Source organism: Xanthomonas sp. DAR 80977 (assembly GCF_041240605.1).
GTDB classification, from domain to species: Bacteria; Pseudomonadota; Gammaproteobacteria; order Xanthomonadales; family Xanthomonadaceae; genus Xanthomonas_A; species Xanthomonas_A bundabergensis.
In genome coordinates this window covers 1,358,663-1,384,985 of record NZ_CP162487.1, presented here as the reverse complement: position 1 = coordinate 1,384,985, position 26,323 = coordinate 1,358,663, and the positions used below count along the sequence as shown (strand labels likewise).

General features: G+C 71.3%; 19 protein-coding genes. 9 read left to right on the top strand and 10 right to left on the bottom strand.

Annotation, left to right across the window (positions count from 1 at the left end):
* Positions 1-72: 72 nt before the first annotated feature.
* Both AB3X10_RS05865 and AB3X10_RS05860 read left to right on the top strand, forming a co-directional pair.
* A complete protein-coding gene (locus AB3X10_RS05865) occupies positions 73-2,502 on the top strand; it encodes a membrane-bound PQQ-dependent dehydrogenase, glucose/quinate/shikimate family (protein WP_369981674.1) in 2,430 nt (809 codons plus the stop codon).
* Between the two features lie 336 nt (positions 2,503-2,838).
* Positions 2,839-4,698 (top strand): methyl-accepting chemotaxis protein, encoded by a 1,860-nt coding sequence (locus AB3X10_RS05860; RefSeq protein ID WP_369979874.1) that lies wholly within the window; start codon positions 2,839-2,841, stop codon positions 4,696-4,698.
* A gap of 75 nt (positions 4,699-4,773) precedes the next feature.
* On the opposite strand, the gene AB3X10_RS05855 is transcribed toward AB3X10_RS05860, so the two are convergent.
* From AB3X10_RS05855 to rluD, 5 genes are all read right to left on the bottom strand, one after another.
* On the bottom strand, positions 4,774-5,712 hold the full coding sequence (locus tag AB3X10_RS05855) for a hypothetical protein (RefSeq protein WP_369979873.1): 939 nt from the start codon (positions 5,710-5,712) through the stop codon (positions 4,774-4,776).
* A gap of 152 nt (positions 5,713-5,864) precedes the next feature.
* Positions 5,865-6,308 carry a thiol-disulfide oxidoreductase DCC family protein gene (locus AB3X10_RS05850; RefSeq protein ID WP_369979871.1) on the bottom strand — a complete coding sequence of 148 codons (444 nt, stop codon included), beginning with the start codon at positions 6,306-6,308 and terminating at the stop codon, positions 5,865-5,867.
* Positions 6,295-6,837: a DUF4166 domain-containing protein gene (locus tag AB3X10_RS05845; RefSeq protein ID WP_369979869.1), complete on the bottom strand. Its 543-nt coding sequence runs from the start codon at positions 6,835-6,837 to the stop codon at positions 6,295-6,297. The genes AB3X10_RS05850 and AB3X10_RS05845 overlap by 14 nt, the downstream gene beginning before the upstream one ends.
* Positions 6,822-7,595: a peptidoglycan editing factor PgeF gene (gene pgeF / locus AB3X10_RS05840; protein ID WP_369979867.1), complete on the bottom strand. Its 774-nt coding sequence runs from the start codon at positions 7,593-7,595 to the stop codon at positions 6,822-6,824. The genes AB3X10_RS05845 and pgeF overlap by 16 nt, the downstream gene beginning before the upstream one ends.
* 199 nt (positions 7,596-7,794) lie before the next feature.
* Positions 7,795-8,802 (bottom strand): 23S rRNA pseudouridine(1911/1915/1917) synthase RluD, encoded by a 1,008-nt coding sequence (gene rluD, locus AB3X10_RS05835; RefSeq protein ID WP_369979865.1) that lies wholly within the window; start codon positions 8,800-8,802, stop codon positions 7,795-7,797.
* 115 nt (positions 8,803-8,917) lie between these two features.
* Here rluD and AB3X10_RS05830 point away from each other — a divergent pair, with 115 nt between their 5' ends.
* The 4 genes from AB3X10_RS05830 to AB3X10_RS05815 all read left to right on the top strand — a co-directional run bounded on the left by AB3X10_RS05830 (position 8,918) and on the right by AB3X10_RS05815 (position 13,381).
* Entirely contained in the window at positions 8,918-9,796 is an 879-nt protein-coding gene (locus AB3X10_RS05830) for an outer membrane protein assembly factor BamD (protein ID WP_369979863.1), read from the top strand.
* A 318-nt stretch (positions 9,797-10,114) separates the two neighbouring features.
* Positions 10,115-11,083 (top strand): hypothetical protein, encoded by a 969-nt coding sequence (locus tag AB3X10_RS05825; RefSeq protein ID WP_369979861.1) that lies wholly within the window; start codon positions 10,115-10,117, stop codon positions 11,081-11,083.
* Positions 11,084-11,147: 64 nt separating this feature from the next.
* Positions 11,148-11,885, top strand: coding sequence for an ATP-binding cassette domain-containing protein (locus AB3X10_RS05820; RefSeq protein WP_369979859.1), 738 nt, complete (start codon positions 11,148-11,150; stop codon positions 11,883-11,885).
* Positions 11,886-11,959: 74 nt separating this feature from the next.
* Positions 11,960-13,381 carry a glycine betaine ABC transporter substrate-binding protein gene (locus AB3X10_RS05815; protein ID WP_369981672.1) on the top strand — a complete coding sequence of 474 codons (1,422 nt, stop codon included), beginning with the start codon at positions 11,960-11,962 and terminating at the stop codon, positions 13,379-13,381.
* A 408-nt stretch (positions 13,382-13,789) separates the two neighbouring features.
* On the opposite strand, the gene AB3X10_RS05810 is transcribed toward AB3X10_RS05815, so the two are convergent.
* Positions 13,790-14,974: an aminotransferase class V-fold PLP-dependent enzyme gene (locus AB3X10_RS05810; RefSeq protein ID WP_369979858.1), complete on the bottom strand. Its 1,185-nt coding sequence runs from the start codon at positions 14,972-14,974 to the stop codon at positions 13,790-13,792.
* A gap of 155 nt (positions 14,975-15,129) precedes the next feature.
* Here AB3X10_RS05810 and egtB point away from each other — a divergent pair, with 155 nt between their 5' ends.
* Both egtB and egtD read left to right on the top strand, forming a co-directional pair.
* Positions 15,130-16,419, top strand: coding sequence for an ergothioneine biosynthesis protein EgtB (gene egtB / locus AB3X10_RS05805; protein ID WP_369979856.1), 1,290 nt, complete (start codon positions 15,130-15,132; stop codon positions 16,417-16,419).
* Complete coding sequence (egtD, locus tag AB3X10_RS05800) at positions 16,416-17,399, top strand: L-histidine N(alpha)-methyltransferase (protein ID WP_369979854.1); 984 nt, start codon at positions 16,416-16,418, stop codon at positions 17,397-17,399. The genes egtB and egtD overlap by 4 nt, the downstream gene beginning before the upstream one ends.
* Positions 17,400-17,523: 124 nt before the next feature.
* Here the strand turns inward: egtD and AB3X10_RS05795 are convergent, their stop codons facing one another.
* The 4 genes from AB3X10_RS05795 to sucC all read right to left on the bottom strand — a co-directional run bounded on the left by AB3X10_RS05795 (position 17,524) and on the right by sucC (position 24,410).
* Positions 17,524-19,167: an NAD+ synthase gene (locus AB3X10_RS05795; RefSeq protein WP_369979852.1), complete on the bottom strand. Its 1,644-nt coding sequence runs from the start codon at positions 19,165-19,167 to the stop codon at positions 17,524-17,526.
* A 625-nt stretch (positions 19,168-19,792) separates the two neighbouring features.
* Positions 19,793-21,892, bottom strand: a complete 2,100-nt coding sequence (locus tag AB3X10_RS05790) for a pyrroloquinoline quinone-dependent dehydrogenase (protein WP_369979850.1) — start codon at positions 21,890-21,892, stop codon at positions 19,793-19,795.
* A 458-nt stretch (positions 21,893-22,350) separates the two neighbouring features.
* Positions 22,351-23,223 carry a succinate--CoA ligase subunit alpha gene (gene sucD / locus AB3X10_RS05785; protein WP_369979848.1) on the bottom strand — a complete coding sequence of 291 codons (873 nt, stop codon included), beginning with the start codon at positions 23,221-23,223 and terminating at the stop codon, positions 22,351-22,353.
* 23 nt (positions 23,224-23,246) lie between these two features.
* Entirely contained in the window at positions 23,247-24,410 is a 1,164-nt protein-coding gene (gene sucC / locus AB3X10_RS05780; RefSeq protein ID WP_369979846.1) for an ADP-forming succinate--CoA ligase subunit beta, read from the bottom strand.
* A gap of 299 nt (positions 24,411-24,709) precedes the next feature.
* Here sucC and AB3X10_RS05775 point away from each other — a divergent pair, with 299 nt between their 5' ends.
* Positions 24,710-26,323, top strand: coding sequence for a sensor histidine kinase (locus tag AB3X10_RS05775; RefSeq protein ID WP_369979844.1), 1,614 nt, complete (start codon positions 24,710-24,712; stop codon positions 26,321-26,323).

Here is a 26,323-nt window from a genome sequence, read left to right as displayed (position 1 = left end):
CGGCGCCGCCGGATCTCCTGCAGACCCGATTCCATGACCGCTCATTCCCCGCAACACGGACCCGGCACCTGGCTGTTCGTCGCCTATGCCGTGGTCATCGCCCTGATCGGCGCCGCCCTGGCCGCCATGGGCGCGCAACTCGTCGCCGTCGGCGGCTCCTGGTACTACCTGCTGGCCGGCCTCGCCCTGGCCGCGTCCGGCGTGCTGCTGGCCCTGGGCCGGCGCGCCGGGCTGTGGCTGTTCGGCCTGACCCTGGCCGCGACCATCGCCTGGGCGCTGGCCGAAGTCGGCCTCGACGGCTGGGCGCTGATCCCGCGCCTGGCGATGATCTCGGTGCTCGGCCTGCTGCTGTTGCCGTTCTGGAAGGTGGCACGCCGGCGCCTGGCGCCGCTGTCCGGGCTGGGCTACGCGCTGGTCGCCGGCGTGCTGCCGGTGCTCGGCGCACTGCTGGTGTTCGGTCCGCTGCTGTTCCCGCGCACGATCGAGCTGGCCGACCCCGCGCTGGCCGCGCAGCGGCCGCAGGCCGCGTTCAGCCGCGCCACGGTGAACAGCCCCGACGGCAACGTCGCCGCCAACCACGACGCCGGCAACTGGACCGCCTATGCCGGCTCCAACCTGTCCAACCACTACAGCCCCGGCGCGCAGATCACCCCGGCCAACGTCAAGGACCTGAAGATCGCCTGGGAATTCCATACCGGCGACCTCAAGCCGGCCGGCTCCAAGCTCGGCTATGCGTTCCAGAACACGCCGCTGAAGGTCGGCGACCTGGTCTACATCTGCACGCCCACGCAGAAGGTGATCGCGGTCGAGGCCACGACCGGCAAGGAGCGCTGGCGCTTCGACCCCAAGACCAACCCCAAGGCGATGGCCGGCGTCGCCGCCACCACCTGCCGCGGCGTGTCCTACTTCGAGGCCACCACCCCGGTCGCCGAATGCGCCAAGCGCATCTTCTGGCCGATGGTCGATGGCCGCCTGGGCGCGCTCGACGCGGCCACCGGCAAGCTGTGCGAGAGCTTCGGCGACCACGGCTACGTCGACCTGAACAAGGACACCGGCAACACCAAGCCCGGCTTCGTCGGCCCGACCTCGCCGCCGGTGGTGATGCGCGGGGTGGTGATCCAGCCCACCGGCCAGGTCCGCGACGGCCAGGAACGCGATGCGCCGTCGGGCGTGGTGCGCGCCTTCGACGCGGTCAGCGGCCAGCTGCGCTGGGCCTGGGACCTGGGCAACCCGGCGATCGACGCCGCGCCGCCGGCCGGGCAGACCTATACCCGTTCCACCCCGAACGTGTGGTCGCTGATGGCCGCCGACGACGAGCTGGGCCTGGTCTACCTGCCCACCGGCAACGCCTCCGGCGACTTCTTCGGCAAGGGCCGCACCCCGCAGGAAGAGGAATACACCGCCTCGCTGGTCGCCGTGGACGCGGCCACCGGCAAGGAGCGCTGGCACTTCCGCACGGTCAACCACGACCTGTGGGACTACGACATCGGCCCGCAGCCGAACCTGGTGGATTTCCCGGTCCCCGGCGGCGGCACGCGCCCGGCGGTGATCCAGGCCACCAAGTCCGGCCAGGTGTTCGTGCTCGACCGCGAGACCGGCAAGCCGATCATGCCGGTGCAGCAACTGCCGGTGCCGCAGGGCACCGACCACGGCGACTGGACCGCCAAGACCCAGCCGGTGTCGCCGGGCATGCCCAACACCGTCGGCGCGCCGAGCAAGGGCTACGAGACCATCGTCGAATCCGACGCCTGGGGCATCACCCCGTTCGACCAGCTGGCCTGCCGCATCCAGTTCAAGCAGCTGCGCTACCAGGGCATGTTCACCCCGCCCAGCCTGGGCGGCTCGCTGTCGTTCACCGGCAACCACGGCGGCATCAACTGGGGCGGCGTGTCGGTGGACCTGCAGCGCGGCATCATGGTGATGAACAGCAACCGCCTGCCGTACACCGAGAACGTGTACCCGCGGCAGAAGATGGACGAGCTGGGCGTGGTCTCGGTGTTCAACGGCAAGAGCAAGACCCCCGGCTACATGGCGCAGGAAGGCCTGGCCTACGGCGCGCGCAAGGAACCGTGGATGTCGCCGCTGAACACGCCGTGCATCGCCCCGCCGTGGGGCTACATCTCCGGCGTGGACCTGCGCACCCAGCAGGTGATCTGGCGGCGTCCGCTGGGCACCGGCTACGACCAGGGCCCGATGGGCATCCCGTCGAAGATGAAGTTCGAGCTGGGCACGCCGAACAACAGCGGCTCGCTGGCCACCGCCGGCGGCGTCACCTTCATCGGCGCCGCGCTGGACAACTTCCTGCGCGGCTACGACACCCAGACCGGCAAGCTGCTGTGGGAAGTGCGGGTGCCGGCCGGCCCGCAGGCCGCGCCGCTGAGCTACACGGTCGACGGCAAGCAGTACATCGTCGCCGCGATCGGCGGCCACGACCGCATGGAAACCAAGCCCGGCGACAGCGTGATCGCCTGGACCCTGCCGGACGCCGCGGCGGCGAAATAACCGCCCGCGTTGCTGCTCCGCTCGCCCCCGGCCGGCCGTCGCAAGACGGCCGGTCCTGTGTCCGCCGGAAGCTGCCGCCGCCAACGGCGACGGGCGCGCGCGACCGCGCCGCTGGCGACAGCGGCCGCGGCCGGTGCCGGTGCCGCGCGGCTTATTGCACCGCAACAAAAAAATCAGGATTTTCAGCGACCTAGCTCGCCTATTCAGCTGCCTTTCCGACGAACGGTCGGCGCCGAGGTCAAGCCGGCGAGGCTGCGGGCCGATACTGGAGAGCACATTCACGAAGCATCGCCGACGTGAATGGACTGCTCTGATGCTTCCCAGCCGGTAGCCGCCATGACCTTGCCAGACGCCCCACCTCTCCGCCCGGCCGGCAGCACGCGCCTGCATCCGCGCGCGCTGCTGTTCGCCCTGGCCTATGCGTTGGGCCTGCTGGCGATGGCGCTGTACGCGTTGCATCTCGGCCGCCAGCTCGGGCCGAACGGACCGGCGCTGGCGCGCCTGGCGCCGGCGCTGGTCGCCGCGGCGCTGCTGGCGGCGGCGCTGTACTGGGCCCTCGCGCGGCACGCGGCGCCATCGCTGCAACGCGCCGTGCAGGCGGTACAGGCGCTGGGCGAAGGCCGCTTCGAACAACGCCTCGAGCCGGCCGGCAACGATGCCGAAGGCGCGCTGCTGCGCGCGCTGCAGACCGCACAGGCGCGGCTGGCCGCACGCCAGGCCGAGACCGAGGCCGAACTGCGCCACGGCCGCTTCGTGATCCAGGCGCTGGACGACCTGGACACCATGGTCCGCATCGCCGACGACGACGGCCGCGTGCACTTCGCCAACCGCAAGCTGCTGCAGATGCTGCGCGCGATCGAGCCGGACGTGCAGCGCTTCCGCCCCGAGTTCCGCGCCGAGCAGTTCGTCGGCGGCAGCATCGGCGACATCTACCCGGACAGCCAGGCCGCGATCGAGCGCATGCGCGCGCTGACCGGCTCCAAGCGCGTGCGCGCGCCGTTCTTCGGCCGCCAGATCGACTTCGTCTACAGCCCGATCGACAGCGCCGACGGCGTGCGCCTCGGCACCATCGCGCAGTGGGAAGAGGTGACCGCGCAGGTCAATGCCGAGCAGGCGCTGACCACGGTGATCGAGGCCGCCGCGCACGGCGACTTCAGCCGCCGCATCGACACCGCGGCGATGGACGGCGTGCTCAAGGCGCTGGCCGAGGGCGTCAACCGCATCTCCGATTCGGTGGAGAGCAACCTGGCGGCGCTGGCCAGCGCGCTGGCCGCGCTGGCCGAAGGCGACCTCACCCATCGCGTCGACGGCGACGCGCAGGGCGTGTTCGCGCGGCTGCGCGAGGACACCAACCGCACCGTGGCCAAGCTCACCGAGATCATCGTCGGCATCCAGGGCGCGGTCGAGACGATCCGCCGCGCCTCGATGGAAATCGCCGCCGGCAACACCGACCTGTCCGACCGCACCGAGCAGCAGGCGGCGAGCCTGGAGGAGACCGCCAGCTCGATGGAGGAACTGACCTCGGCGGTGAAACAGAACGCCGACAACGCGCAGCAGGCCAACGGCCTGGTGCACAGCACCGGCGAGATCGCCCAGTCCGGCGGCAAGGTGATGGACGAGGTGGTCGCCACGATGAGCGCGATCAGCGCCTCGTCGCGGCGCATCGGCGAGATCATCGGGGTCATCGACGGCATCGCCTTCCAGACCAACATCCTCGCGCTCAATGCCGCGGTGGAAGCCGCGCGCGCCGGCGAGCAGGGCCGCGGTTTCGCCGTGGTCGCCTCGGAAGTGCGCTCGCTGGCGCAGCGTTCGGCGGATGCGGCCAAGGAGATCAAGAGCCTGATCGAGGACGCCACGGACAAGGTGACGCAAGGCTCGGGACTGGTGAACCGCGCCGGCGCCACCATGCACGAGATCGTCGGCGCGGTGCAGCGCGTGACCGGCCTGATCGGCGAGATCAGCGCCGCCAGCGCCGAGCAGTCCAGCGGCATCGAACAGGTCAACCGCACGGTGATGCAGCTGGACGAGGTGACCCAGCGCAACGCCGCGCTGGTCGAGGAAGCCACCGCCGCCGCGCGCAGCATGGAAGAACAGGCCGGCGGCCTGGCCACCGCGGTGGCGGTGTTCCGGATCGAGCCGGGCCGCGGGCAGCCGGGTGGCGGCAAGGTCGCCCGGTTGGTGCGCGGCGCCGGCTGAGCCGGCGCGCATGCGCTGCCGCGGAGCGGCGAGCGGGCCGCGGCGCGAAGCCTGGCGCGATCGTCGCGGTGCGGCTCAGACGAAGCTCATGTACAGGTTGCGCAGAAAATCGAGCTGCTCGTCGCGGCTCTCGAACATGTCCTGCGCGAAGTACTGCAGGTCGCTATGGACGACGACCGGCAAGCGCCGCCCTTTCGGCGCAAGGTCGATCGCGAAGGACTGTTGCGACTGCCCCAGCAACATCAGTTGGCCGAGCACGCCGGGATAGTGGTCGGCATAGAACTGTTGCACCGCGTCGCGCGTGGCGAACGGATGGCCCGTATGCGCGTTGGTGCCCGCATTGCGGGCATCGACCACCCTGAGCGGCGCATAGCGGTTGGCGGTCTTCTGCGCGTCGCCGCCCCAGATCGTGCCCGCCAGCGGGCCGGCGTCGACGAACACGACGGCATCGTTGAGGGCGGGAGGATTCTGCGCGGTGTTCTGGTTGATGATCTGCGCCGTGCTCAAGGTGACCTGCTGCAACTGCGCGAGATTGTTGGCGATGTCGCCCGCCGAAGTGCCCAGCTCCCGGTACAGGATGCCCGCATTGTTCTGCACGTTCTGACCGAAGTTCATTTGCGCGTTCCAGCGGCCGGCATACAGTCCGACGATGCGCGTGTCCTTCTCGAAGATGCCGAACCCGGACTTGTGCAACGGCCGCAGGCGGATGAAGGGTCCATTGCCGAGCATGTAGTAGGTGCTGGGCAGCTGCACCGCCGAGAACGCATAGGCGGCAGTATCGATATCGATGCTGGAGAACAGCCAATTGGCCGGCTTGATCAGCGGCAAGGGCGTGGCGTTGGGCATGGGAGCGTTCCTCTGCGGTGATGGTGGGCCGGGCGGCGTCTCCATGGCGCTGACCACCGCAGGCGGCCGGCGCCACTGCGTGAGCAACAACAACAGGAAAAGAAGATCCATGAGCTGATGGTTCCGCGCACTGCATGCGCGCCGCTCCGACAAGAACGCGGCAAGCATCGGCTTGTGAATCGGCGCAGTCGCGCCCCTGCATGCACCGGATGTGGAAGCCCAGCCACCTGCGTGCGGCCAGGCAAGCGGTCAGCGCGCGTTTGGACGCCTTGTTCGCGGCACGCCGGGCGATTCGACCGCGCGGCCATCGCCCGCCGCGCTCACTCCAGAAAGCGCGACCGCTGCTGCGGATCGGGCAGGAAGCACTGCGTGGAGGTGCCGAACCAGCGGTAGCGGTTGCGCGCCAGTACCCGGTAGCCGGCATCGCGCCAGCGCCGCGGCAGCAGGCGCAGCACGGCGGCGATGCGCCATGCGCCGCCGAGGCCGGCGATCACGCCGATCGCCGCGTCCGAATCGGTCAACGCACGCTGCGGCGTCAGCAACAGGAACGACAGCGGGTCGTCCGGATCCAGCCCATTGCGGACCAGCAAGGCGCGGCCGCTGGCCGATTGGATCGAGGCGAACCGGTAGCGGCCACGGCGGTCGAACCGCAGCAGGAAGCGCACCCAGCGGCTGCACAGCAGGCACACGCCGTCGAACACGACGATCGCGCTGTCGGCGTCCGCCGCCGGAGCGGCGGCATCAGGGCGATCAGGCCGGCTCAAGCCAGCCCTCGTAGCGGATGAACGGGCCGATCCACGGCAGCGCCACATCGACCAGGAACGCATAGCGGCCATCGCGTTCGCTTTCGCGGCACTGCACGCCGGCCAGCCAGCGCCGCGGCAACGGCAGCACGCCGAACGCCCAGGCGCGGGTGGCGCGCCAGACGATCGCCGCATCGTCCACGCGCAGCGCGAATTCGAACTCGAGCGCGCCCAGCCGCTCGCGCAGCCGCCCGTCCTGCAGCCACAGCCGCGACGGCATCGCATGCGCGCCGAAACGGCGCTGCCAGCGCTCGCCGCGCGCATCGGCGCTGAAGGTCACCTCGACCGGCAGGGTGGCGCTGGCCGGCGGCAGGCGCGCCAGCCATGCGCACAGCGGCAGCAGCGGATGCCGGCCGCGGCGGACCGCGGCCTGGCCGACGTAGCGCTGCCGCCGTGGTACCGAATGCAGCGTGCGCAGCGCCGGCGGCAGCCGCGCGAACGCCGGCCCCAGCAGTCGCGCGAACAGCGGTGCGCTCAGTCCTGGATCCACGCCAGCGTCGCCATGCGCCCGCTGCGGCGGTCGCGGCGATAGGAAAAGAAGCGCTGCGCATCCGTGATCGTGCACAGGCCGTCGCCGTGCACGTGCCGCGGGTCGATCCCCGCTGCGGCCAGGCGTTGCCGCGCCAGCGCATACAGGTCCACCCGCCAGTGCCCTGGGCGGGTGGCGGCGAAGGCGCTGGCCGCGGCCGGATCGTGACCGAGAAAGGCATCGCGCACGTTTGCGCCGATCTCGTAGGCCTGCGGCCCGGCCGCCGGCCCCAGCCAGGCCTGCAGCTGCGCCGGCGGCGTGCGCAAGGCGGCCACGGTGGCTTCCAGCACGCCGCCGGCCAGGCCCTGCCAGCCGGCATGCGCGGCGCCGACCTCGCTGCCGTCGCGGGCGGCGAACACCACCGGCAGGCAGTCGGCGGTCAGGATCGCCAGCACCACGCCGGGCACCGCGGTGACCGCGGCATCGGCGGTCGGCTCGGCGTCGATGCCGACCGCGACAGGCGGCCGCTCGAAGCGCAGCACCTGCACCCCGTGCACCTGCCGCAGCCAGTGCGGCGGCGACGGCAGCGCCAGGCGCGCGGCGAGTTCGTCGCGGTTGCGCTGCACCGTGGCCGGGTCGTCGCCGTCGGCGGCGCTGCGGTTGCCCAGGTTGAAGCGGTCGAACGGCGCCGCCGAGGCGCCGGCGCCGTGGCGCAGCGTGGTCAGCGCCTGCACCCGCGGCGGTGCCGGCCAGTCGGCGACGAGCGCGAAGTCGCTCATGCGCGTGCGCCCCGTGGCAATCCAGCGACGTCCGCGCAGGCGAACGGTGCCGCCGAACGCAGCGCAGCGCCACCGGCCGGGCGCGCTGCGCCCACCGCGCAAGTGGGATGGAATCCGGGCAGGCAGCGCGCGCGCGCCGCCGCCAAGGCGCCAGCCCTGCCGGCGCGCGTCGCGGTCTGGCCCGACAGCGCCGCCATGCTCAGCGCCGCGCCTGCTCGGCGGCCAGCCGCGAATCGGTGCGCAGCGCGGCCAGCAGGCGCTGCAGGTCGGCCGGCACCGCGGCGGTGGCGCGCACCGGCTCGCCATGGGTGGGGTGCTTGAACTCCAGGGTCTCGGCATGCAGCGCCTGGCGCTTGAAGCCGCGCAGTTCGGCGATCAGTTCCTCGGTCGCGCCCTTGGGCAGCTTGAGCGGGCCGCCGTACAGCGGGTCGCCGATGATCGGGTGCTTCAGGTGCGCCATGTGCACGCGGATCTGGTGGGTGCGCCCGGTCTCCAGCCGGCACTCCAGCGCGGTATGCGCGCGGAAGCGCTCGCGCAGCCGGTAGTGGGTGACCGCGTCGCGGCCGTCCTCGCGCACCGCCATGCGCAGGCGGTCGCGCGGGTGGCGGTCGATCGGCGCATTGGCGGTGCCGCCGGAGACCAGCGGCCCGGCCACCACCGCCAGGTACTGGCGGTGCACGTCGCGCGCCGACAGCTGCGCCACCAGCGAGGTGTGCGCCGGCAGGGTCCGCGCCACCACCATCGCGCCGCTGGTGTCCTTGTCCAGGCGGTGCACGATGCCGGCGCGCGGCAGCGCCGCCAGCGACGGATCGCGGTACAGCAGCGCGTTGACCAGGGTGCCGCTGGGGTTGCCGGCGCCCGGATGCACCACCAGCCCGGCCGGCTTGTTCAGCACGATGACCTGGTCGTCCTCGTACAGCACCTCCAGCGGGATGTCCTCCGGCAGCGCATGGGTCTGGGTCTCCAGCACCGCGTGCAGGCTGGCGATCTCGCCGCCGCGCAGGGCGTCGCGCGGCCGCGCCTGGGCCCCGTCCAGCAGCGCATCGCCGGACTTGATCCATTCGGCCAGGCGCGAACGCGAGAATTCGGGAAACAGCTCGGCCAGCACCGCGTCGAAGCGGCGGCCGGCGGCCTGGTCGGGCACGCGCGCCTGGCGCGGGCCGTCGGAAGCGTCGTCCTCGGGGGTGTCCGGGAGGGTATTGGGCATGGAAAAGGCACGGCTACGTCGGAAAGGGAGGGTCGCGGCGGCCGTAGTCAGTCGCCGGACAGGCCACTAGGCTATCATCGCCCCTTCGTATTCCTGACGTGTCCTGCCCGAACCCATGATCCGACGCTCCGTCCCGCTCTCCGCGCACGTCCGTTTCATCGCCCTGATGCTGGTCATGGTCGTCGTGGCAACGGGTTGCCACCGCCAGAAGAACAAGAATCCCGAGGAAGGGATGCCGGTGGAGCAGCTGTACCAGAAGGCGCACACGCAGATGGAGACCGGCAACTGGGCCGGCGCCGAGGGCAGCTTCAAGCGCCTGATCGCGCAGTACCCCTACGGCCAGTACACCGAGCAGGCGATGATCGAGAGCGCCTACGCCCAGTACAAGGCCGGCAAGCACGACGACGCGGTGTCCAGCATCGACCGCTTCATCCGCACCTACCCGACCCACCGCAACATCGCCTACATGTACTACCTGCGCGGGCTGTCCAACGGCAACCGCGACACGGTGTTCCTGCGCCGGGTGTGGTCGCTGGACCCGAGCCGCCGCGACCTGTCCACGCCGCAGCAGGCCTATGCCGACTTCAGCATCGTCGCCGAGCGCTATCCGAACAGCCGCTACGCCCCCGACGCGCGCCAGCGCATGATCGCGCTGCGCAACGTGTTCGCCCAGCACGAACTGGACAACGCGCTGTACTACCTGCGCCGCGACGCCTGGGTGTCGGCCGCCGGCCGCGCCACCTACCTGCTGGAGACCTACCCGCAGAGCGCCTACCAGTACGACGCGGTGGCGGTCCTGGCCGAGGCCTATACCCATCTGGGCAACAAGCCGCTGGCCGACGACGCGCGCCGGGTGCTGGAACTCAACGATCCCAAGCACCCGTGGCTGACCGGCCACTGGCCGAAGTACCCGTGGATGATCCGCAAGCTCAACCCGTTCGCCGGCGAGAAGTCCGCCTCCACCGGGCAGGCCAACTCGCAGATGGCGCGCTGAGCCACGCTGACGGATGCAAGCAGACAGGGGCCGCAAGGCCCCTGTTGCGTTTGGCGGCGACCGTCTCCGCACGCGGGTTCGCCTGGCTGGACCGGCGCCGCGCTCGCGCCCGGCCCGGTCGGCCTGCAGGCGACGCCGCGATCCGTTGCCATGCTGCGCTCCGCTTGCGATGGGCGGCCCCGCCGCCGGCGGCATGCGCCAGTTCCGCGATCTGTGGTGCAGCGCTCGGCCGGCATGCGCCTGCCGCAGCGGCCGCTTGCTAGGCTCGGCCGACCCGCCCCCGCGCTCCACGCGTGCCGGCCAGTCAGGAGACCTGCCATGCCGAAGCTCCCCCTGCTCCCGCTGTCCCGGCTCCTGGCCTGCGCCCTCGTCGCCGGCGCCCTGCCCGCCGGCGCCGCCGAGCGCAGCGCCGCGGCGCCGGCCATCGTGTTCGGCGTCAACGGCCACGACGACCGCCCTGCCTATCCGCTCAGCCAGGCCAAGGCCGTGTTCCGGCTGCTCGACCAGCGCAACCTGCGCAGCTACCGCTTCGACGTGGACCCGCGCAACTTCGCCGTGCTCGACCGGCTGGTGGCGCTGTCGCGCCAGTACCGCATCGCGCTGCGGCCGATGGTGTACCCGATGTCGCGCGAGATCGGCTACCAGCTGGCGCGGCGCTACGCCGCCGACATCAAGCTGTGGGAAATCGGCAACGAGCAGGACTACAGCCGCGATGGCGCGCAGGCGCGCATCGATGCGATGACCGCGATGTACCGCGGCATGAAGCAGGCCTCGGACGAACTCGGCGCCGGCCTGGAATTCACCATCAACATCACCGCCTGCAACAGCGACGACCAGTCGGCGAACGCGCGCTGCCCCGGCGATCGCCGCGGCTCGCTGTGGTTCCTGGACATGGCCAAGGCCTCCGGCTTCGATTTCGACCACATCAGCTTCCACTACTACCCGTTCCACCACGACCGCGGCTACTGGATGGACCTGTACCTGGGGCAGATGCGCGGCGCGGCGCAGAAATACGGCGGCAAGGTGTTCTTCAACGAGGTCAACTGCGCCGAGGTCTACGCCGGCAACACCGACGGCGGCCATGCCGGCGACGGCGCCTGCTACGACAGCGTGGCGCAGATCGTGCGCACGCTGCAGAGCGACTACGCCGACGTGGTCGCCGAGATCAACCTCTACGAGTTGCTCGACCAGACCGACCTGCAGGGCGTGGAAGGCCACTTCGGCCTGATGTACGACCTGGCGCGGCCGAAGCCGACGCTGGAGCTGCTGACCGGTTTCGCCGACTGAGCCGGCGACCGCGCCGACGCCTGCCTTCGCGCACCGCACGGCGCGGCCCGGCTATGCTGGCCGCATGTTCGAACTGCATCAGGTCACCCGCCGCTACGGCGACGCACTCGCACTGGACAGGGTCGATCTGCGCATCGCCCCCGGCCGCAGCACCGCGCTGATCGGCCCCAGCGGCGCCGGCAAGTCCAGCGTGCTGCGCATGCTGCTCGGGCTGGAATGGCCGGACGCCGGCGAGGTGCGCTTCCAGGGCGAACCGCTGCGTCGCGCCACCCTGCTGGCGCAGCGCCGCCGCATCGGCTACGTGATCCAGGAAGGCGGGCTGTTCCCGCACCTGAGCGCGCGCGACAACGCCGCCCTGCTGGCGCAGACCCTGGGCTGGGCGCAGCCGCGGATCGACGCGCGGCTGCACGAACTGGCCGCGCTGTGCCGCCTGCCCGACGCGCTGCTGGCGCGCTATCCGGCCGAACTGTCCGGCGGCCAGCGCCAGCGTGTCGGCCTGATCCGCGCGCTGCTGCTGGACCCGCCGGTGCTGCTGCTGGACGAACCGCTGGGCGCGCTCGACCCGGTCGTGCGCCACGAACTGCAGACGCAGATGCGCGAGCTGTTCGCGCTGCTCGGCAAGACCGTGGTGCTGGTGACCCACGACGTCGCCGAGGCCGCCTACCTGGGCGACACCCTGGTGCTGATGCGCAGCGGCCGCATCGTGCAGCAAGGCAGCGCGCGCGACCTGCTGGATGCGCCGGCCGAGCCGTTCGTCGGCCAGTTCCTGCACGCGCAGCGCACGCTGCAGGACGCGCGGTGATGGCCGCGACGCGCCGCCGCGCGGGCGCGCGCCTCGTGCTCGCGGCGTTGCTCGCCCTGCTCTGCGGCCTGGCGATGGCGGCGCCGGCGAAGGTGGTGGTCGGCTCGAAGAACTTCACCGAGGCGGTGGTGCTCGGCGAGATCGCCGCCGGCGCCGGGCGCCAGGCCGGCGTGCAGGTCGAACACCGGCGCCAGCTCGGCGGCACCCGCATCCTGTGGCGCGCGCTGCAGCAGGGTTCGATCGACGCCTACGCCGAATACACCGGCACCCTGGCCACGGAACTGCTGCAGCTGCCCGACGCCGACGATGCCGCGTTGCGCCGCGCCCTGGCCGCGCACGGCCTGGCGATGAGCGCACCGCTGGGCTTCGACAACACCTATGCGTTCGGCATGCGCCGGCAGCGCGCGCAGGCGCTGGGCATCGCCCGCATCTCCGACCTGGCCGCGCATCCGTCGCTGAAGCTCGGGCTCAGCAACGAGTTCGTGTCGCGCGCCGACGGCTGGCCCGGGGTGCGCGCGGCCTACCGGCTGCCGCAGACCCCGACCGGGCTGGACCACGACCTGGCCTATCGCGCGCTGGACAGCGGCACGATCGACATCACCGACCTGTACAGCACCGACGCCGAGATCCCGGCGCACGACCTGCTGGTGCTGCAGGACGACCGCCGCTACTTTCCGCGCTACGCCGCGGTGTTCCTGTATCGCAGCGACCTGGCGCAGCGCGCGCCGCGCTTCGTGCAGGCGCTGGATGGCCTGGGCGGGCGCATCGACGCGGCGACCATGCAACGGCTCAACGCCGAGGCGAAACTGGACAAGCGCGCCGAAAGCGCGATCGCCGCGCAGTGGCTGGGCGTCGCGGAACCGGCGCAGGACAGCCGGCTGGCGCGCCTGCTGCAACGCAGCCGCGAACACCTCGCGCTGGTCGGCCTGTCGCTGGGCCTGGCCCTGCTGGTGGCGCTGCCGCTGGGCATCGTCGCCGCCTACCGGCCGCGGCTCGGCCAGGTGGTGCTGTCGCTGACCGGCGTGCTGCAGACGCTGCCCTCGCTGGCGGTGTTCGTGTTCATGATCCCGCTGTTCGGCATCGGCGCCAAGCCGGCGATCGCCGCGCTGTTCCTGTACAGCCTGCTGCCGATCGTGCGCAACACCCATGCCGGCCTGACCGGCATCGCCCGCGAACTGCGCGAAACCGCCGCGGCGATCGGCCTGCCGCCCGGCACGCGGCTGTGGCGGATCGAACTGCCGCTGGCCTTGCGCACCATCCTGGCCGGGATCAAGACCGCGGCGGTGATCAACGTCGGCACCGCCACGCTGGGCGCGCTGATCGGCGCCGGCGGCTACGGCCAGCCGATCCTGACCGGCATCCGCCTGGACGACATCGGCCTGATCCTGGAAGGCGCGGTTCCGGCGGCGGCGCTCGCGCTGCTGGTGCAGGCGCTGTTCGAGGGACTGGAGCGCTGGCTGACCCCGCGCGGCCTGCGCCTGGCGGCGCGCCGCTGAGGCGGACGCGGCGCGGGCACCCGGAACGCCTGCCACTGTGGAAGCGTCTCAGGCTGGCTTCGGACCGTTGGCCGCAAGACGGCATCGATCGCCGAGCGGCTCGGATCCTGTCGGGGCTGAAGCCCCTCCTACAGTGCACCCAGCCGGCGTGCCGCAAGCCCTGTAGGAGCGGCTTCAGCCGCGACGAACGAAGCGGCCAACCTCCCAGGCTCCGGCCACAGTCGGGACTGAAGCCCCTCCCACAACGCACCCAGCAAGCTCCCCGCAAGCCCCTGTGGGAGCGACTTCAGTCGCGACGAACGAAGCGGCGGACCTCCCCCTCCAGTCACCGTCGGGGCTGACGGCCCGAGGCCACCCAGAGCCTCTCCTCCATGCAAGCACCGCGAACGCGTTTCGCGAATGCAGCGCTCACCCCCGCGCCGCTGCCACCATCTCCCGCGCCAGCCCGCGCATCGCCTCCGGCGTCAGCTGCAGGTATGGCGCGATGCGCAACGCGCCATGGCGATGCGTGCAGATCACCTGCGCGCGCTGCAGCCACGGCAGCAAGGCCTGCATGGCCGGTGCCGGCGGGCGCAGCGCGCTCAGGTGCGGCGCATGCCCGGGCACGGTCCAGTCGCCGGCGCCCTGCGCCTGCAGCTCATCCTCGAACGCCGCACCGAGCTCGCCCAGCCGCGCCGCGATCCGCGCCGGCTGCCAATGCTGCAGCTGACGCAGCGCCGCGGTGGCCATCGCCAGCCGCAGCGGCTCGGCGACACCGCCGGCATCGAAGCGGCGCGCGCCGGCGCGGAACGGCGGCGGTGCCTCGACCGGGAAATGCCAGTCGGCGCCGGGATCGCGGGCCTGCCAGTGATGCTCGATCGGCACGCCGTGCGCACGCCAATGCGGCGCCGCCCACAGCCAGGCCAGCCCCATCGGCCCGAGCAGCCACTTGTGCCCGACCGCGACCACGAAGTCCGGCCGCCACGCCGCCAGCCGCGCCGGCAGCACGCCCAGGCTCTGGCTCAGGTCCAGCACCAGCGCCGCGCCGGCCGCATGCACGCGCGCGGCGATGCGGTCCAGGTCCAGCAGCGCGCCGTCGCGCCAGTAGGCATTGGGCAGCGTCGCGATGCGCACCCGCGGCTGCGCGTCCAGCGCCGCCAGCACCGCCTCGGTCCAGTCCTGCCCGGGTCCGCGCCGCACCACCGCCAACTGCGCGCCGGTCTCGGCGCAGCGCTGCTGCCACAGCAACAGGTTCGACGGGAACTGGCCGTCGAGCAGCAACACCGCCTCGCCGGCCGCCAGCGGCAATTGCCGCGCCGCGGTGGCCAGGCCGTAGGCGGCCGACGGCAGCATCGCCACGCCGTCGACGTCGTCTTCGAACAGCGTCGCCGCGGCCAGGCCGCGCAAGGTCTCGATCTGCGCGCGCCAGGCGTCGAAGGACAGCGTCCATGGCGCGATCGAATCGGCCAGCGCCGCCTGTCCCGCGGCAAGCACGCTGGCCAGCCGCGGCCCCTTGCTGGCGGTGTCCAGATAGCGCACCCCGTCGGGCAGGACGAAGGCCTGCGCCGCCTCGGCGAGGTCGAGCGGGGCCGTCGCTCCCGCGGATGCTGACATGAATGCGTTGCGAGGGACTGCTGGAGACATGCGCGTTGCGGCCGGTTGGCGCGAGCGGGGCGAGGCCTGCCCCATTCGCATGAACAGGCACTAGCGTAACGCGACGTTCCATTGCGCATGACGGCATGTTCACGGTCTTCCCCTAAGCTTGCCGGATGCAAGCGACCTCTCCGGCGGCATCCCCCACGCCCGCAGCGTCCGCCGTGCCGCTGGCGGCGCGTTTCCGCAGCGTCCGCCAGCGCACCGGCCACCTCGCCGCGCCGCTGAGCGAGGAGGACGCGATGGTGCAGAGCATGGACGACGCCAGTCCTGCGAAATGGCACCTGGCGCATACCACCTGGTTCTTCGAACGCTTCGTGCTGGGCGCGGACGCCGGCTACCGCGCGGTCGATCCGCAGTGGGACTACCTGTTCAACAGCTACTACCAGAGCGTCGGCCCGATGCATGCGCGGCCGCGCCGCGGCCTGCTGTCGCGCCCGTCCATGGCGCAGGTGCGCGACTACCGCGCCGAGGTCGAGGCGCGGGTGCTGGCGCGGCTGCAGGCCGGCGACCTGTCGGCGCAGACGCTGCAGGTGCTGGAACTGGGCCTGCACCACGAGCAGCAGCACCAGGAACTGCTGCTGACCGACATCAAGCACGCGTTCTGGAGCAATCCGCTGGCCCCGGCCTATCGCCACGACCTGGCAATGGCGCATGCACCGGCCACCGCGCTGCGCTGGATCCACCGCGACGAGCAGCTGTGCGAGATCGGCGCCCCCGGCTGGCCGGCGCACGCCGGGTTCGCCTACGACAACGAATCGCCGCGGCACCGCGTGCTGGTGCCGGCGCATGCGCTGGCCAGCCGCCCGGTGAGCAATGCCGAGTACGCCGCGTTCGTCGCCGACGGCGGCTACCGCAACGTCGCCCTGTGGCTCAGCGACGGCTGGGCGCGGCGCAACGCCGAGGATTGGCAACGGCCGCTGTACTGGCATGCCGACGGCGCGCGCGAGTTCACCCTGGGCGGCTGGCGCGAGCGCGATCCGCATGCGCCGGTCTGCCACATCAGCCTGTTCGAGGCCGACGCCTATGCGCGCTGGGCCGGCGCGCGGCTGCCGACCGAAGCCGAATGGGAACAGGCCGCCACCGGCGTGGCCATCGCCGGCAACTTCGTCGACGCCGATGCGCTGCACCCGCAGTCCGCCGCGCCGGCCGAGGCCGGCCTGCAGCAGTTGTTCGGCGATGTCTGGGAATGGACCGGCAGCGCCTACCTGGCCTACCCCGGCTTCCGCCCGTGGGCGGGCGCGCTGGGCGAATACAACGGCAAGTTCATGAACGCGCAGTGGGTGTTGCGCGGCGGCAGCTGCGCCACGCCGCACGACCACATCCGCGCCAGCTACCGCAATTTCTTCCCCTCCGATGCGCGCTGGCAATTCGCCGGCGTGCGCCTGGCCAAGGATCCCGCATGAACGCCGCCACCGCCCGCGCCCTGACCGAAGCCGCGCTCACCGACCTGCATCCGCAGCCGGACGACATCGCCGCCGATGCGATCGCCGGCCTGTCGCGCAGCCCCAAGCAATTGCCGTCCAAGTATTTCTACGATGCCGAGGGCTCGCGCCTGTTCGAGGCGATCACCCGCCAGCCCGAGTACTACCTGACCCGCACCGAGCTGAGCCTGCTGGAAGCGCGGATGCCGTCGATCGCGCAGGCGGTGGGTCTCGGTGCGCACGTGGTGGAACTGGGCAGCGGCAGCGGACGCAAGACCGAACTGCTGCTGGAAGGCCTGCGCGAGCCGGTGGCCTACACCCCGATCGAGATCTCGCGCGACATGCTGATGTCCAGCACCGCGCGCCTGGCCGAACGCTTTCCGCGCATCCAGATGCTGCCGGTCTGCGCCGACTTCACCGCCCCGGTGGCGCTGCCGGCGCCGCAGCGCAGCGCGCGCCGCACCCTGGTGTTCTTCCCCGGCTCCACCCTGGGCAACTTCACCCGCGACGACGGCATCAGGCTGCTGGCGTCGATGCGCGAGACCATGCGCCACGACGGCTGCGCCCTGATCGGCATCGACCTGATCAAGGACGTGTCGGTGCTGGAAGCGGCCTACAACGACGCGGCCGGCATCACCGCCGAGTTCACCGTGAACCTGCTGCGCCGGCTCAATCGCGAGATCGGCAGCGACTTCGCCCTCGACCAGTTCCGCCATCGCGCGGTGTATTCGCGCGAACGCCAGCGCATCGAGACCTTCCTGGTCAGCCAGCGCGCGCAGCAGGTGCACGTGGCCGGGCAGCGCTTCGACTTCGCCGCCGGTGAAGCCATGCAGGTCGAATACAGCCACAAGTACAGCGACCAGAGTTTCGGCGAGATGGCCGCGGCCGCCGGGCTGCGGGTCAGCCACGGCTGGAATGCGCAGGGCGATGCGTTCGGGTTGCGGCTGCTGCAGCCGCTGTAACGGCGGGCGGACCGGAAACCGCTCCCTGTAGGAGCGGCTTCAGCCGCGACCTCCACCCGACAGAACACAACCAGAGGGCTCGCTACGCAGCGAACGCCGCGAGACCGCGACGCCGTGCTCCCGCCTACGCCTGATACCCGTTGGTGATCGGATAACGCCGCTCGCGGCCGAACGCGCGGCGCGACACCTTCGGTCCCGGCGCGGCCTGGTGCCGCTTCCATTCGGTGATGCGCACCAGCCGCACCACGTGATCGACCACCTCGGCGGCGTAGCCGGCGGCGACGATCTCGTCGCGCGATTCCTCCTGGTCGACGTAGCGGTACAGGATGCCGTCGAGCACGTCGTAGGGCGGCAGCGAATCCTGGTCGGTCTGGTTGGCGCGCAGCTCTGCCGACGGCGGCCGCGCGATCACCGCCGGCGGGATCACCGGCGCGCCGCCCACCGTGTTGCGCCACTTCGCCAGGCCGAACACCTCGGTCTTGTACAGGTCCTTCAGCGGCGCATAGCCGCCGCACATGTCGCCGTAGATGGTGGCGTAGCCGACCGCGTACTCGCTCTTGTTGCCGGTGGTCAGCAGCAGCCCGCCGAACTTGTTGGCCAGCGCCATCAGGATCACGCCACGGCTGCGCGACTGCAGGTTCTCTTCGGTGACGTCGGGCTGGGTGCCTTCGAACAGGGGGCTGAGCGCCTGCAGCAGGCCCTCGAACGCCGGCTCGATCGCCACCGTCTCCAGCTTCACCCCCAGCGCGCGGCACTGCTCGTCGGCCAGGTCGTTGGACATCTCGGCCGTGTAGCGCGACGGCAGCCGTACCGCGGTGACGTTGTCCGCGCCCAGCGCGTCCACCGCCATCGCCAGCACCAGCGCCGAGTCGATGCCGCCGGACAGGCCCAGCCATACCTTGGAAAAGCGGTTCTTGCCGCAATAGTCGCGCAGCCCGCGCACCACCGCGCGCCAGGCCAGCGCATCCATGCTCTCGTCGCCGTCGTCGATCCAGCGCAACGGGGTGAACGCACGCGCCTGCGTGGCGTAGTCCACCACCAGCCATTGGTCGGTGAATGCCGCCGCGGCCGGATGCACGCTGCCGTCGCCGTCGGCGACCACCGAGGCGCCGTCGAACACCAGCGCATCCTGGCCGCCGACCACGTTGAGATAGGCCAGCGCCACGCCGGTCTCGCGGGTGCGCTCGGCCAGCAGCGCATCGCGCTGCGCGTGCTTGCCGCGCTCGTACGGCGAGGCGTTAGGGACCAGCACCAGTTCGGCGCCATGGCGCGCGGTATCGGCCAGCGGCTCGGGGAACCACAGGTCCTCGCAGATCACCAGCCCGACCGGCGTGCCCTTGACCTCGAACACGCAGCTGCCGCCGTCCGGATCGACGTCGAAGTAGCGGCGCTCGTCGAACACCGCGTAGTTGGGCAGTTCGCGCTTGCGGTAGGTGGTTTCGATCTGCCCGCCGCGCAGCACGCTGGCCGCGTTGTAGACCACGCTGCCGGCGCTCTGCGGCCAGCCGACCACCGCGACGATGCCGTGCACGCGCACCGCGATGCGCTGCACCGCCAGTTCGCAATCGGCGAGGAAGCCGGGCCGCAGCAGCAGGTCCTCCGGCGGATAGCCGCTGACCGCCAGCTCCGGGAACAGCACGATGTCGGCGCCGTATTCGTCGCGCGCCTCCTCGATCATCGCGACGATCCGGTCGGTGTTCTGGGCGACGGCGCCGACCGGGAAATCGAACTGGGCCATGGCGATGCGAAGGGAAGAAGACGAAGACATGGACAACCTTGCAGGGGCGGGAGGAAGAAGCCGCGTCGCGGTCGCGCGGAGGCCCGGCCGCGCCGAGCAGACAGCGCCGGCAGCAACGGATCCGACGCATCAGTACACCGGCACTGCGCAGTGTAGCGCCGCACCGTACCGCGGCCGACGCCTGAGTCATGCTCGCGCCATGCCGCGCGAGGGGATGCACGGCGGCAAGGATTCCGGTCCCGACCCGAAGCCGGCGCGCTGACCGGCCCCGCGTCGCGACTGAAGTCGCTCCCACAACGCGCAGCGTGCCGGCTGGGTGCACCGCAGGAGGGACTTCATCTCGACAGTATCCGAAAGCGGCCGTCGGCCGGCTTCGTGTCGCGGCTGAAGCCGCTCCTACAACGGGTGGTGTGCCCGGGGCCGACTGGGTGCACTGTGGGAGGGACTTCAGTCCCGACGGTGTCCGAAGCCGGCCGCCGGCCGGCTCCGTGTCGCGGCTGAAGCCTCTCCTACAACGGGTGGTGTGCCGGGAGCCGGCGGGGTGCACTGTGGGAGGGACTTCAGTCCCGACTGGCTCCGAAGCCAGTCGCTGACAGACCGCGCGTCGCGACTGAAGTCGCTCCCACAAGAAAGGAGCGACCTGTCGCGCATCGCCTCATCCGTTGCCGCGACTCCCAGCCCCCGCACGACGCAGCCGATGCCAGCGCCGCCATAGCGCCACCACGCCCGCGAGCAGCACCAGCGCGACGAGGCCCAGCGTCGCCATGCGCGCGGCCACGCCGTGCTGGAACACCACCTCTTTGCCCTCGCCATCGAGCGTATAGGCGACCACGTAGTCGCCCATCGTGCCCATGCCCTCGCGGCCGCCGGCGGCGATCACCACGTATTGTTTCCCGCCGACCGCATAGACCGAGGGCGTGGCCTGGCCGCCGGCGGGCAGCTTGGCGTCCCACAGGGTCTTGCCGCTGGCGCTGTCGAGCGCGCGCAGGCGCGAATCGGCGGCCGCGGCGATGAACGTCAGGCCGCTGGCGGTGGTCACCGCGCCGCCGAGCAGCGGCGTGCCCACGTCCAGCGGCAGCCACGGCAGCCGCTCTTCCAGCGTGCCGAGCGGGCGTTCCCAGGCGATCTTGCGCGTGCGCAGGTCCACCGCCACCAGCCGTCCCCACGGCGGCTTGACGCAGGGAACGCCGCCGGACGAGCCCAGCATGCCGCGGCGCATGTAGTACGGCGTGCCCTGCATGTCGTTGAACTGCTGGTCGGGATAACGCGCGTGGTCGCTGTCGCGGAACTGCGCGCGCGGGATCAGCGCCACCTGCATCGGCAGGTCCGACACCGGCAGGATCGCCAGCTGGCGCTGCGGGTCCACCGCGATGCCGCCCCAGTTCACCCCGCCGGCCCAGCCCGGCAGCGCGATCGTGCCGCGCACGCTGGGTGGGGTGAACAGGCCTTCCGAACGCAACCCGGCGATCAGCGCGGCGCATTCGCGGCGCGCGCCCGGGGTCGCCCCCCAGGCATCGGCGGCGGTCAGCGGCGTATGCCGCGCCAGCCGCAGCGCCGGCTCGGGCATCGGCTGGGTCGGCGAGACGCGCTCGCCGGGTACGTCCGTCGCCGGCACCGGCACTTCGCTGATCGGGAACACCGGGCTGCCGTCGCGGCGGTCGAAGGCGAACAGGAAGCCGGTCTTGGTCGCCTGCAGCACCGCCTCGCGTGGACCCTGCGCGGTCTGCACCGTGGCCAGCACCGGCTGCGAGGCCAGGTCGTAGTCCCACAGGTCGTGATGCACAAGTTGCTGCGCCCACACCCGGCGCCCGCTGTGCAGGTCCAGCGCCACCAGCGAATTCGCGTCGCGGTTGTCGCCGAGCCGCTCGCCGCCGTAGTAGTCGGGACTGGCCGAGCCGGTCGGCACGTACACTAGCCCCAGCGCCGGATCCACCGCCAGCGGCGCCCAGGCGTTGCCGCCGCCGACCGTGGCGGCCTGCGCCGGTTGCCAGCCGGCCGCGGCCGTGGCGGCCGGGTCGCGCGGCACCGGGTCCCAGCGCCACAGCTCGCGGCCGCTGCGCGCGTCGTAGCCGCGCACCACACCCTGCTCCAGCGCATGCCCGCGGTTGTCGCCGATCGAACTGCCCACCACCAGCACGTCGCCGGCCACCAGCGGCGGCGAGGTCACCGCATAGTTGGCCCAGGCGTCGCCGGGCCTGTCCTGCACGTCGATCCCGGCCCGCAGGTCGATGCTGCCGGCAGTGCCGAACCCGGCGCAGGGCCGACCGTCGGCGGCGTCCAGCGCGACCAGTCGCGCGTCCAGGGTGCCGAACACGATGCGCTCGCGGCAGGCGCCGTCCACGGCCTGCGCGTCGCGCCAGAAACTCACCCCGCGCGAGGCCGGGTCGCTGTAGTGCTTGCCGCGCGCGACCTTGGCGTCGAACGACCACAGTTCGCGGCCGCTGGCCGCGTCCAGCGCGAAGGCGATGCCGGTGCCGGTGACCAGGTACATGCGCCCGCCCAGCACCAGCGGGTTGGCCTCGAAGCGGCGCCGCTCCGGATCGGGCAGGCCCGCGCCGAGTTCACCGGTGCGGAACGACCAGGCGATGCGCAGCCGTCCCACGTTGTCCGGGGTGATCTGGGTCAGCGGCGAATGCTGGCCGCCACCGGGCGCGCCGGCATAGCTGGACCAGTCGCCCGGGGCCGCCGCGCAGATCCCGCCGACGCCCAGCGCCAGTCCCGCACCGCATACCGCTGCCCGCCATCTGCTGCCCACCGGTGCCGCTCCTGTCATTGCCTGAAGTGGCGGCGAGTATGCGCAGCGCCCTCGCCGCCCACGTCGCCCAAGGGATGGCGGTGGCCGCGGCAGTGACCAGTGGCGGCGAGCCAGGGACGAATGGAACCCGGAAGGCATATCCGATCGGGCCTGCGACTGCGCCAGGGCGCATCGGAGCACCAGGAGCGATGTGGGAGCGACTTCAGTCGCGACGGGCTCTACCGGCAACGCCCGTCGCGACTGAAGTCGCTCCCACCTTCGGATACTGGCTGGCGTCGGCGCCCATGACGGTGCGCACGCCCGCTGCGCCGCCTGCCGAGCGGAGGCGATGGCGCCACGAAAAAGGCCCCGCTTGCGCGGGGCCCGATTCGACGCGCGTCGGCGGCAACCATCGCCGCCACCGGCGCACGGTCCCCGCATGCGGCACAGGCGCGCCGCACACCGGACCGCTGCGTTGCTTACTTCACCAGCGACGCGATCGCCGCGCCCAGGTCGCCCGGCGAGCGGACGGTCTTGACGCCGGCGGCTTCCATCGCCGCGAACTTGCCGGCCGCGGTGCCCGCACCGCCCGAGGCGATCGCACCGGCGTGGCCCATGCGCTTGCCCGGAGGGGCCGAGGCGCCGGCGATGAAGCCGACCACCGGCTTCTTGACGTGGGCCTTGATGTACTCGGCGCCGGCTTCCTCGGCGTCGCCGCCGATCTCGCCGACCATGATGATGCCCAGGGTCTGCGGGTCTTCGTTGAACAGCTTGAGGCAGTCGACGAAGTTCAGGCCGTTGATCGGGTCGCCGCCGATGCCGATGACGGTGGACTGGCCCAGGCCGGCCGCGGTGGTCTGCTTGACCGCTTCATAGGTCAGCGTGCCCGAACGCGACACGATGCCGATCTTGCCCGGCATGTGGATGTGGCCCGGCATGATGCCGATCTTGCACTCGCCCGGAGTGATCACGCCGGGGCAGTTCGGGCCGACCAGGGTCACGTCCGGGTGCGCCTTCAGCACGTTCTTGACGCGCAGCATGTCCAGCACCGGGATGCCCTCGGTGATGCAGATGATGACCTTGATGCCGGCCGCCGCCGCTTCCAGGATCGCATCGGCCGCGAACGGCGGCGGCACGTAGATCACCGACGCGTCGGCGCCGGTGGCGTCGACCGCTTCGCGCACGGTGTTGAACACCGGCAGGTCGATGTGCTTGGTGCCGCCCTTGCCCGGGGTCACGCCGCCGACCACCTGGGTGCCGTACTCGACCATCTGGGTCGCGTGGAAAGTCCCCTGCTGGCCGGTGAAGCCCTGCACGATGACTTTCGTATTCTTGTTGATCAAAACAGACATGAATTCTTCCTAGTCTCGTGGGTTCAGGCAGCGACGGCCGCGACGGCCTTCTTGGCGCCGTCGTTGATGTCGTCGGCGGGGGTGATGGCCAGGCCGGATTCGGCCAGCAGCTTCTTGCCCGCTTCGACGTTGGTGCCTTCCAGACGCACCACCACCGGCACCTTGACGTCCACTTCCTTGACCGCGGCGATGATGCCCTCGGCGATCATGTCGCAGCGGACGATGCCGCCGAAGATGTTGACGAAGATCGCCTTGACCTTGTCCGAGGACAGGATCAGCTTGAACGCCTCGGTCACGCGCTCCTTGGTGGCGCCGCCGCCGACGTCCAGGAAGTTGGCAGGCGACCCGCCGTTGAGCGCGATCACGTCCATGGTGGCCATGGCCAGGCCGGCGCCGTTGACCATGCAGCCGATGTTGCCGTCCATGGTCACGTAGTTCAGGTCGTACTCGCTGGCGCGCACTTCGGCCTCGTCTTCCTGGGTCTTGTCGCGCATGGCGGCCAGATCCTTGTGGCGGAAGGTGGCGTTGTCGTCGGAGTTGACCTTGCCGTCGAGCGCGTACAGGTCGCCGCTGTCCAGGATCGCCAGCGGGTTCAGTTCGACCAGCGCCAGGTCCTTCTCGTTGAACAGGGTGTACAGGCCGCCCATGATCTTGGCCAGCTGGTTGGCCTGCTTGGCGGTGAGGCCGAGCTTGAAGCCGATCTCGCGCGCCTGGTAGGGCTGCAGGCCTTCGACGAAGCTGACGTTGAGGGTCTGGATCTTCTCGGGGGTCTCGGCTGCGACCTGCTCGATGTCCACGCCGCCTTCCGACGAGGCGATGTAGGTGATGGACTGGGTGCCGCGGTCGACCAGCACCGACAGGTACAGCTCCTTGGCGATCTCGCCGGCCTCGGTGACCAGCACCAGGCTGATCGGCAGGGCCACGCCAGCGGACTGGTAGGTCTCCATCGAGGTACCGAGCATCTTGGCCGCAGCGGCCTTGACGTCGTCGGTGGTCTTGCAGAACTTCACGCCGCCGGCTTTGCCGCGGCCGCCCGCATGGATCTGGGCCTTGACCATCCAGGGGCCATTGCCCAGGGCATTGGCCGCTTCGACGGCTTCTTCGGGCGTGGACGCGACGCGTCCGGCCGGGACCGGGATGCCGTAGTCGGCAAACAGTTGTTTCGCCTGGTATTCGTGGAAATTCATGCGTCACCGTGGGAAGAGGAACGACCGTCCCGCAGCGATCCGGGCCCTTGGATGGCGGCCGGAATGGTACGGACGGGCCGCATATTGTCGCCGACCCTGGGCGGCGGCGCAAAAGCACCGGTCCGGCGCGAGCGGGAAGCCGGCCCGCGACCGGCCCGGCGCCTCGGATCGGGCCGCGGCGGGCCGCTTGCCGCGGCCATGCCGTGACCGTTCCGGCCCCACCCCGATCGCGCCCTGCCATCGCATTCCCCGGCACCACGCCTATACTCGCGCCGTCTGCCGCCTGGCTGGAGTTCGGCTTGCCCGCAAGCACCTCGCTCATCGACCGCTTCGAGTCCATCCCCCGCCGCGAGCTGTATTTCTTCGCGCTGTACCGCGTGCTGGTGGCCGGGCTGATCGCAGCGCTGGTGTTCAGCCCGTTGAGCACGCTGGTCGGCGAGCCGCGCTTCCCGCGCCTGGCGGTGGGACTGGCGAGCGCCTACCTGACCGTGGCGCTGCTGCTGCTGTTGTGGGGCCGCAACGAACGTCACCTGACCCCGATCGTGTTCTGCAGCGCGACGGCGGACATCGCCGCGGCCACCCTCGCCGCGCACGCGCTGCCCGCGGCCAGCGCCGGCATCGCGATGATGCTGCTGTTCAACGTCGCCGCCGCGGCGATGCTGCTGCCGCTGCGCTACGGCTTCGGCATCGCCCTGACCGCGGCGGCGGCGACCTTGCTGGAATACCTGTGGACCTCGCTGGACGGCGGCGAGAGCACCCGCAGCCTGGCCGAGCTGGCCATGTTCGCCACCAGCTACCTGGCGGTGGCCTACATCTGCTACCAGATCGGGCAACGCGCGCGCAGCAGCCAGACGCTGGCCGATCGGCGTGGCGCCGAAGTCGCGAATCTCTACGAAATCAACGAGTTGATCATCCGCCGCATGCGTACCGGGGTGCTGGTGGTGGACGCGCAGAACCGCGTCACCCTGGCCAACGAGGCGGCCTCGGCGCTGCTCGGCGACGCCGACGGCAACAGCGCCAGCGGCCGCCTGGAGCTGCTCAGCGCCGCGCCGGAGCTGTGCAAGCGGCTGCAACGCTGGCGCAACGGCTGGAACCAGGAGGAGACGCCGCTGCAGCTGTCGCCGGACCAGCCGGAGGTGCAACCGCGCTTCGCCCGGCTGCTGATGGAAGACGACCTGACCCTGGTGTTCCTGGACGATGCGACGGTGGTGTCGCGGCGCGCCGAGTCGCTGACCCTGTCGGCGCTGGGCCGCTTCTCGGCCAGCCTGGCGCACGAGATCCGCAACCCGCTGGCCGCGATCAGCTATGCCTCGCAGCTGCTCGAGGAGTCGCCGGCGATCGGCGATGCCGACCGCCGCCTGCTGCAGATCATCCATCTGCAGTGCCAGCGCACCAACGGCATCGTCGAGAGCGTGCTGGGCCTGGCCCGGCGCGAGCGCTCCAATCCGGAGAACCTGGACCTGGGCGTGTTCGTGCGCCGCTTCGTGCTGGAATACCGGCAGACCCTGTCGATCGAGACCGACAGCCTGGAGGCGATCCTCGCCCCGCAGCCGGTGCACGCGCTGGTCGATCCCAAGCACCTGCACCAGATCCTCAGCGCGCTGGTGCACAACGCGCTCAAGTACGGCCGGGTGATGGAGGAGCCGGCGCGGGTGCGGCTGCGCGTGGCGGTGCAGGAGCGCAACGCGATCGTCGACGTGATGGACCGCGGCCCCGGCATTCCCGAGGCGGTGGCCGCGCAGTTGTTCCGCCCGTTCTTCACCACCTCCGAGCACGGCACCGGGCTGGGCCTGTACATCGCCCGCGAACTGTGCCGGGCCAACCAGGCGCGGCTGGAGTACGTGCCGGTGCCGGCCGGCGGCGCCTGTTTCCGGGTGCTCCTGCCCGGCCCGCACACCATGCTCTCGGGTTGA